The following is an 8,363-nucleotide window of genomic DNA, read 5'->3' on the forward strand; positions in this document are numbered from 1 at the left end:
CCTCAACCCCTAATACATTGTTTAAATTTTCTTTTTCCATAATATTCTTATTTTTGACGACGATATAATGTTAGAAAGAATATAAATCCAGAAAGAACAGCAAGCATTTCTATTACTGATTGGACAAAATATATAACATTTAAAGACGATAAAAGCCCTTCTATTCCATTACTTTCCACATAAGTAACTGTATATCCAATCACAGATATTAAGTCCGCTATAAACCACAGACAAAAACATATTGCCGCAAATAAAGACACCTTTTTCATAGGATTAGTAATTAATTCCCCTCAGCCCCCCAAAAGGAAAGTTTATTACAAAAAGAAAGCGTGGGAACTGTTAGAATTATCTGTTTTAGAGGTTCTGGACAAACCCATCACACGAGATAAAACGACACCCCACGCTCGACCGAATATATTACTCGTAAGTATATAAGGCAAGCATGAACGTTTGTATCGCCAATCCCCGTGTGATTTGAAATTGTCCAGATTTCTAATAACGGGATAAAGCTAAACGCTTTCATATAACCAATATGTCTACAATAAATTGCTTTATTGTGTGACAAATATAGTCAAATTTAGACGTCCTACAAACGTTTTCCGGGGTGTCGTCAAACAAATGTATATAAAACTCTATACTCAACAAGATTTTTAGGAAATAACTCCGATGAGAATTTCAAAATTGTATTTTCACCTCTCCACTTACAACATATAACAATCAGCACAACTCCATATTTCCATTTGACATATTTGCTATTCTTTTTTGATTAGTTATCAGATAGATATATTCTTTATTTTACCCCATCTTCATTGTTATTCTATACCTATCATCCACCTCATCATTTAATGGTATCATCACTTATTTGTTAAATTCTCCATACCCATTCTTTTATGGGATAGGATATTTTCATTATCGAAGCCACCAATCATTCCTCATCACTTTTATTCTTCTATTAGGCTCTATAAGCCAAGATGTTTATTAGGGAATAAATACACCGACATGATGAGGTACAATCCCTATACGGTTCTATTTCACAACTTATTTTTCTTTTAGACAGGTATATATAAAAAAGGGAACCATTTACGACTCCCTTAGTATGTTTCTTTGTACTATCACTCCTACTTTGATTCTTCACTGTCCAAATCCACATCTTCCACTTCTCCGCTTTGTAATCCCAACACATCTTTTGCATTGAGAGGAGTTACAACCTTTTCACCCGTCTTTTCTTCCAGTTCTATCCTTGCATTACGGGCAATCGTTCCACCTTGCCGGGCTACCTCTATATGCTCATTAAATGATTCCGGGTTTTGTGCTTCTGATATTTTCTTAGTAGACAGCTCTGCAAGCATATTCAACACTAATTCGGTATTAGTCATATTGTCCCGTAGATTCTCTTTCTTCAACCCTTTGAACTGTTTATATTCCTTAGCTGTCTTTCCTGCCCACGTCTTATAGATAATATCGGTTAGGGTAGCAAACTGCACACCCTCCTGCAATCCATGCCGTTTCCATTCATCCGTTAAGTCCTTACGGATTTCTATGCTTTTGAGCCGTTGATTAATCCAATTGTCGGAATATCCCAGCCGTTTATAGTCCAGCATTGCCTGCTGAATAGACAATTCCGGGTCCTGCATTTGGTCAAGCCGTTCCTTAGCTACCTGTGCCATCCACAATTTGAAAGGTTCAGCTTTAGGAGAGGGTATGGATTGTATCAATCGGAATAATTGTTCTGTATCAGCAACATCCGTCAAACGCATTTTGCCATCTTCAGCAGGTAATTTCAAACGGTTACAATTTGTAACCGTTTCATTTCCCTCTTTGGACATCCTGTTTTTCAGTACTTTCCAATAATTTCTTGCACCTTGATGATTGGGTTGTTCTGTCAATATCTCAATAACATCTACAATAGAGAAATACCATTCCTCTTTGTCGCTGTCCCATACGGTACGGACTTTCTTTTCCTCAAAGACTTTTATTGCATTCTGCTTTGTCATATCATTCTGCTTTTGATTGTTACAAATATACCTGTTAGGAATGAGTTATCCTATAATTACTGACTGTCGTTTTAGACGATTTGAGCCACCAAAATATTCTACTGAATAACTCATCCATTTTTAAGATTGTCTTGGCTGTACCGTTCCCATAGACGATTATTTTTATTAAAACAGTTATATACATATTTACACTTATAAATATACATTTAGGATAAACATGTATATAAACACCTAAATTTGATCTTATTCGTCGATAGTCAAATAAGATACTTCAGCTAATTACAACCCTACCAATTATTGCTTGCTTTATAAGTAAAACCAATGTATATTCCAACACCAACTCTACTATCAATCACTTTACCCCCAAAATGCTTAGTAAACAATAAGGAATCGATTTATCTATTATCTTTGCCACATGACGATTCAGCGAATAACTCCCGAAGAACTATGGTCAAGGCAGCAAATCAGCAGTCTTGACACAGACTATAAGTTGTGGGACAAAAAGAGAACCTCTATACAGGCATTTTCCCAAATAAGCCCAAGTTGTATCTTCACTGTCGATGTATTCAAAAAAAGATATGATTTTGCTTCCGATCATTTTACAGATCTTTTCGGCTACAACTCCAAGCAAATAAAAACGATCAGAAAACAGGGTAACCTACTGGAAGAAAGAATCCATCCTGACGACCGGGTGCAACTTCCCGCCTTTCAGATAGAGCACGGGCTGTTTATCTATTCACTTCCACAAGAAGAAAGGAACGATTATCAACAGGTATTTCAAATTCGTATGCAGAATGTACGGCAACAATATGTAAATGTCATCAGTTGCCACCAGGTCGTCCAAAAGGACAGGAAAGGCAAGGCTTACTCAGCAAAGAGATCGCTTATAAACTACACCTCAGTATCTATACCGTAAATAACCACCGGAAACATATTCTATCCAAACTACAAGCCGGTAATGCTATCGAAGCCATAAACCGGGCCGAGGATTACGGCCTCCTTTATTAATCACGGCAGCCAATCCAAACTATTGGTCAGCGGATGTTCCTGTCGCCACCGTTCCAATTCCTCGTAACTGCGGACATCTCCTGTAAAAACGGCATGGTATATCTCGATCCCGGGAATCATTACGCCATCCGGCACCTCATACTTGATCCGAAGTATCGTTTCCCGAAGCCCGGGTGTGAGCAGTTTTGCAATAGCGGCAGTGACATTTTCCACCACCCCGTCATATTTCGAACCTTTGCGGATGTGAATCAGATCGAATTTCCATGTATGCAGCTCCTGATCTTCATACAGAGCATGCCACTCGATACATTCTTCTTCGGTATGAACCAGGTTTTTGTATTGAATCTCTTTCAGTTTAAGCCGCTCTGCCAATTCCTGCATAACCGAAAAACTCTCCGTAATATCGAGTTTCCCGGTATAGATGTGCAGATCGATATCCCTGCTTTTCATTAACAAACCTGACTTGAGCGAACCGACCAAATGTACGGTAGCCCCGATGCGTTCCCAAGCCGGAATAATACCCGTTTCATCGAGTAATTTCCAGGCATTTTGCTGATTTTGTTCTGCGAGTTCGATAATATCCATAAGAGTTTATTTTGTGGGGATAAAAATACAAAATTCCCGACGATAGCTATATAGCTACAATTAGCTATTTTTCCCCTGTTCCGGAGCAAGGGAATCATGTGAACAATAGAAAGATTGATCTTATTATTCCCCAAATAAACATTCTTATCAATAATACAAGATTATTTAAGGAATTAGCCCGGAATATTTTTAATAACTTCATCATGCAAAGCCACCGAAATAATCCCTATTTTTGTCCGGGACATTGCTGTGAAAGTGCAGAGTGGCAAAGCAAACGCTTAATAATAATCACGATGGAAGAACAAGAGCACGTTCTTTTTATAAAAAATATGGTTTGTAACCGATGTATTCTGGTTGTATCAGAAATGCTCAAAAACCTGAATTTCAATCCACTCCGGATTGAATTGGGTAAGGTTGTCATCGAAGAACCGTTGAAACCGGCAGACCGGTTTCTGATCCGGAAAGCACTTGAAGCGCTCGGGTTCGAATTGCTCGACGATAAACGCCATCGTCTTATCGAACAAATCCGTACTGCCATTATCGAACTGGTCCATTATGAAAATAATCTCTCTAAATTGAAATTATCTGAATATTTAAGCGGGAAATGTCATTACGACTACAGCTTGCTAAGTAAACTTTTTTCCGAAGAAAACGGTATCAGCATAGAGAAATACTATATTGCTCAAAAAGTAGAACGCATCAAAGAATTACTCATTTACGACGAGCTGACGATCGGCGAAATAGCCACACAGCTCCAATATTCGAGTGTCGCTCATTTGAGTTCCCAGTTCCGGCAGGTAACCGGAATGTCCCCCAGTGAATTTAAACGTCTGAAAGGTAACAAACGCTCCCCTTTGGATAAAGTGTAAGATATAAATCATATCCATAATTTTATAACAGTACATCGGCTGGTGTACCTTATCTTTGTCCGGAAAGAGATCATATAAAGGTTAAGCGTATGAAAATAAAAAAAACTTTTCCGGTGGTAGGAATGAGTTGTGCCTCTTGTGCAGCGAGAATAGATAAAGTCATTCATGAACAACCCGGCGTATATGAAGCCAATATAAACTACGCAACCGCCCAGGCCCAGGTCGTCTACGATACGGAGATCTGTTCTGTTCAGGCCTTGAAAAATGCGGTGCAAGATGCAGGATACGATCTGCTGACCGAGACAGACCAACAGGGCGAGGAGAAGGCCAAACAAATACAAAACGAAAAATACCGTTTATTGAAAATTCAGACCTTCGGGGCTATTTTATTATCGCTACCGATCATGGTCATCAGTATGGTGTTTGTGAATATTCCTTACATGAACTATGTTTTATGGTTCCTTTCGACCTGTGTCGTTTTAGGTTTCGGAAACAGATTCTACCTCAGTGCCTGGCAGCAATTGAAACACGGTACTTCCAATATGGATACCCTGGTTGCCAACAGCACCGGTATCGCTTATCTATTCAGTGTATTCAATCTATTGTTCCCGGATTTCTGGTTATCGCGGGGGATAACGCCCCATTTGTATTTCGAGGCAGCAAGCGGTATTATAGCTTTTATTCTTCTGGGCCGCTTACTCGAAGAACGGGCGAAACAAAACACCTCAACGGCTATCCGTAGACTAGCGGGTCTGCAACCCAAAACAATTACGATCGTTACCGGATCGGGCGAACAAACCGTACCGATCGAAAATGCCCGGATCGGAGATACGATAGCTGTAAAACCCGGAGAACGTATCGCTGTTGACGGGACGGTAATAAGCGGGGATTCATACGTCGATGAAAGCATGCTCAGCGGTGAGCCTATAGCCGTACACAAACAAGCCGGCGAAAAGGTATATGCCGGAACGGTGAATCAGAAAGGGGCTTTTCATTTCACTGCCGACAAAACAGGGGCCGATACCATGCTGGCTCAAATCATCCGCATGGTGCAAGATGCCCAGGGAAGCAAAGCCCCGGTACAGAAACTGGTAGATAAAATAGCCGGTATTTTCGTACCCGTTATCATCGGTATAGCCTTGTTGACTTTCGGGTTGTGGTGTTTATTCGCACCGACTGCCGGTTTTTCCCACGGTCTGCTGGCTATGATCACCGTCCTCATCATTGCCTGCCCCTGTGCCCTGGGCCTGGCTACTCCGACAGCACTCATCGTAGGAATCGGAAAGGGAGCTGAACACGGCATTCTGATAAAAGATGCGACAAGCCTGGAGATTGCCCGGAAAATCGATACGATTGTATTAGATAAAACAGGTACGATAACCGAAGGGCATCCAAGGGTCGTAAATACTTACTGGCATACAGAAACAACGGAAGCCCGGAAAATAATATACAGTCTGGAACGTTTGTCGGAACATCCGCTGGCAGAAGCGATAGTCAGGGAATTCGGACAAGAAACATCTATTCCGGTCACCGGATTCGAAACGATACCGGGTAAAGGAATAAAAGGCCGGACAGGCGATGAAACCTATTACGCCGGAACCGCTGAATTACTCACAGACAATGGCGTCATCCTCCCGGAACCCTTAAAACAAAGGGCCGAAAGTTGGCTCAAAGAAGCCAAGACAGTCGTCTGGTTCAGTCATTCGACCCAGGCCCTGGCCATAATCGCGATCACCGACGAGATAAAACCGACCTCATTGCAAGCCATCCGGCAGATGGAAAAAATGGGGCTGACCGTTTACATGCTGACCGGAGATAATGTCGGTACAGCACAGGCTATAGCCCGAAAAGCAAACATCGGCCATTACCGGTCGGGCGTTCTTCCTCACGACAAAGCTATCTTTATCGAACAACTGCAACAAAAAGGTGCCCAGGTAGCAATGGTCGGCGACGGAATAAACGACAGCGCCGCATTGGCACAGGCAGATTTGAGTATCGCCATGGGAAAAGGAAGTGATATCGCCATGGAAACCGCCATGGTCACCATCCTTTCCTCCGACCTGCTGAAAATACCGGAAACGATCCGTTTATCACGGCTGACGGTGAAAACCATCCGGCAAAATCTGTTCTGGGCTTTTATTTACAACCTGGTCAGTATTCCTATTGCAGCAGGCATACTTTATCCGGTTTGCGGTTTCCTGCTCAATCCAATGATCGGCGGAGCAGCTATGGCATTCAGCAGTGTGAGTGTAGTAAGCAATAGTTTACGGCTGAAACGGAAAAAATAAGCCTTATCCCGAGGGGGAACGAGGTACGGATCGAAGAAGTTGAACCTATAAATAAAAAAGCCATGAAAAAAAGATTTACTATCGACGGCATGATGTGCGGTCATTGCCGTGCACATGTAGAAGAAGCCCTGAACAGTATCGACGGAGTAAAAGCAATCGTAACGCTCGATCCTCCGGAAGCTACGATCGAATTTGCAGATAAAGAGATATCTTTAAACGAGTTGCAGCAAATAGTCCAAAATAAAGCCGGAGACTATAAATTACACGATTCAAAATAATGCACACTGCCATCCGATGAATCCTCGCAAGCACCCGGACAAACGTTTATCATTATTCAACGATCCCCTACAACGCCAAAGGTATGCCTGTTCGCTGGTCATGATACTACTGATGATAGGAGTTGCCGAAATCCTACAAGAGAAAGAAATTATCTTTCCTGAAATGGCGGCTCTTACCATCGGGATGTGGATCGTCGATAAACGGGTATGGCGCATCAAAACCGGACAAATGTTATTGCTAATGACTCTCGGCGCTTGTACCGGTGTTCTCCTGGTGCTTTATTCTCCATTTCCTTTGGTGGTCAACATAGCGATCGCTTTTCTGTTTGCAGGAATAAGTCTTTTGTTCACCCGGGCCTCATTATTCCCGATGATATCTGCCTGTGTGCTTCCTGTGTTGTTAAAAACCGAAAGCTGGGTTTATCCGGTATCTGTTTTCGTGATGACCTTGATTATCCTTGTCATTCAGCGCTGGATGGAACATCTCGGCCTACGGGAAAAAATCACTTATGAAGCGCCGGAGCGTCATTGGCGGGCCGATAGCCTTCGCTGGATTTACCTGATGATAACTGTCTTCGCTGTGGCCAGTCTGGCTATATATACGTCCAATTTTTATTTTATCCTCCCACCGTTGCTTGTTGCTTATGTCGAATTCGTCAACTCCAGGGCGGGCTTCCGCAATCGTCCGGTACTTACCGTACTATTGCTGGGTAGCGGTTCGCTAGTAGGTACGCTTTTCCAGCTGATCGGCTATTATTATCTGGGGTTATCTGAAACACTCGTCGCTTTTTTCATTTTTATCGTATTATTCACGCTATTCGAATGGCTCGGTAAGTTTTTTGCACCGGTAGGAGCAATGGCCCTCATACCGATGTTGCTTCCGAAAGAAACTCTACCCTGGCTCCCCTTACAAGCATCGATCGGCGCCCTCCTATTCATTACGATGGGCCTGGTATTTTTCCAGCAATGTTACAAATGGTCACGGGCCCGACTGATCTATTGCCTGATCCCGCATTACCTGATCAGCCGACTGAAACGAAATGGAAAAAAACGAAACGATAGCTCAGTCTGATACAGGTCAGGCCTTACCCCCGATCGGTTACATCGGCTCTATCAAAATTGAAATCGGTATTTTATTATCCTGCCCGATTAAAAATCGACTATATTTTCAAAGTCCAAACGATATCTTGTTTTTAGGTTTTAAGAATCGGTTCGTCAGGAATTTCCGTACCGGTATATCATAAAATTTCAGGCAGCCATAAGCTAAAACGATACTGCCTATAACGACTCCTAAAGCACCGGGTAACGATTCCCGGAAGGTAAGACTTTCATTCTTCACCC

At 42.2% G+C, this 8,363-nt stretch carries 5 protein-coding genes and 2 pseudogenes; 4 read left to right on the top strand and 3 right to left on the bottom strand.

What is annotated here, in order from left to right; genetic code table 11:
- Nucleotides 1-47 precede the first annotated feature (47 nt).
- Nucleotides 48-269 carry a hypothetical protein gene (locus WS34_RS15740; protein WP_286693791.1) on the bottom strand — a complete coding sequence of 74 codons (222 nt, stop codon included), beginning with the start codon at nt 267-269 and terminating at the stop codon, nt 48-50.
- Between the two features lie 849 nt (nt 270-1,118).
- A complete protein-coding gene (locus tag WS34_RS13410) occupies nt 1,119-1,994 on the bottom strand; it encodes a BRO-N domain-containing protein (protein ID WP_022159823.1) in 876 nt (291 codons plus the stop codon).
- 415 nt (nt 1,995-2,409) lie between these two features.
- Here WS34_RS13410 and WS34_RS13415 point away from each other — a divergent pair.
- Nucleotides 2,410-3,002 (top strand): annotated as a pseudogene (locus WS34_RS13415) (response regulator transcription factor).
- Here WS34_RS13415 and WS34_RS13420 read toward each other — a convergent pair.
- The gene (locus WS34_RS13420; RefSeq protein WP_022159821.1) at nt 3,003-3,587 is read right to left on the bottom strand and encodes a nucleotidyltransferase domain-containing protein; all 585 of its coding nucleotides are present in this window, start codon (nt 3,585-3,587) and stop codon (nt 3,003-3,005) included.
- Nucleotides 3,588-3,880: 293 nt separating this feature from the next.
- Between WS34_RS13420 and WS34_RS13425 the strand changes: the two genes are divergently transcribed.
- The 3 genes and pseudogenes from WS34_RS13425 (at nt 3,881) to WS34_RS13440 (ending at nt 8,094) form a co-directional block, all read left to right on the top strand.
- The gene (locus WS34_RS13425; RefSeq protein WP_181990589.1) at nt 3,881-4,456 is read left to right on the top strand and encodes a helix-turn-helix domain-containing protein; all 576 of its coding nucleotides are present in this window, start codon (nt 3,881-3,883) and stop codon (nt 4,454-4,456) included.
- Nucleotides 4,457-4,545: 89 nt separating this feature from the next.
- A pseudogene (locus WS34_RS13430) lies at nt 4,546-7,022 on the top strand (heavy metal translocating P-type ATPase).
- Between the two features lie 16 nt (nt 7,023-7,038).
- A complete protein-coding gene (locus WS34_RS13440) occupies nt 7,039-8,094 on the top strand; it encodes a hypothetical protein (RefSeq protein ID WP_046405407.1) in 1,056 nt (351 codons plus the stop codon).
- Nucleotides 8,095-8,363 lie beyond the last annotated feature (269 nt).

The organism is Odoribacter sp. N15.MGS-14, assembly GCF_000980245.1.
Lineage (GTDB): Bacteria > Bacteroidota > Bacteroidia > Bacteroidales > Marinifilaceae > Odoribacter > Odoribacter splanchnicus.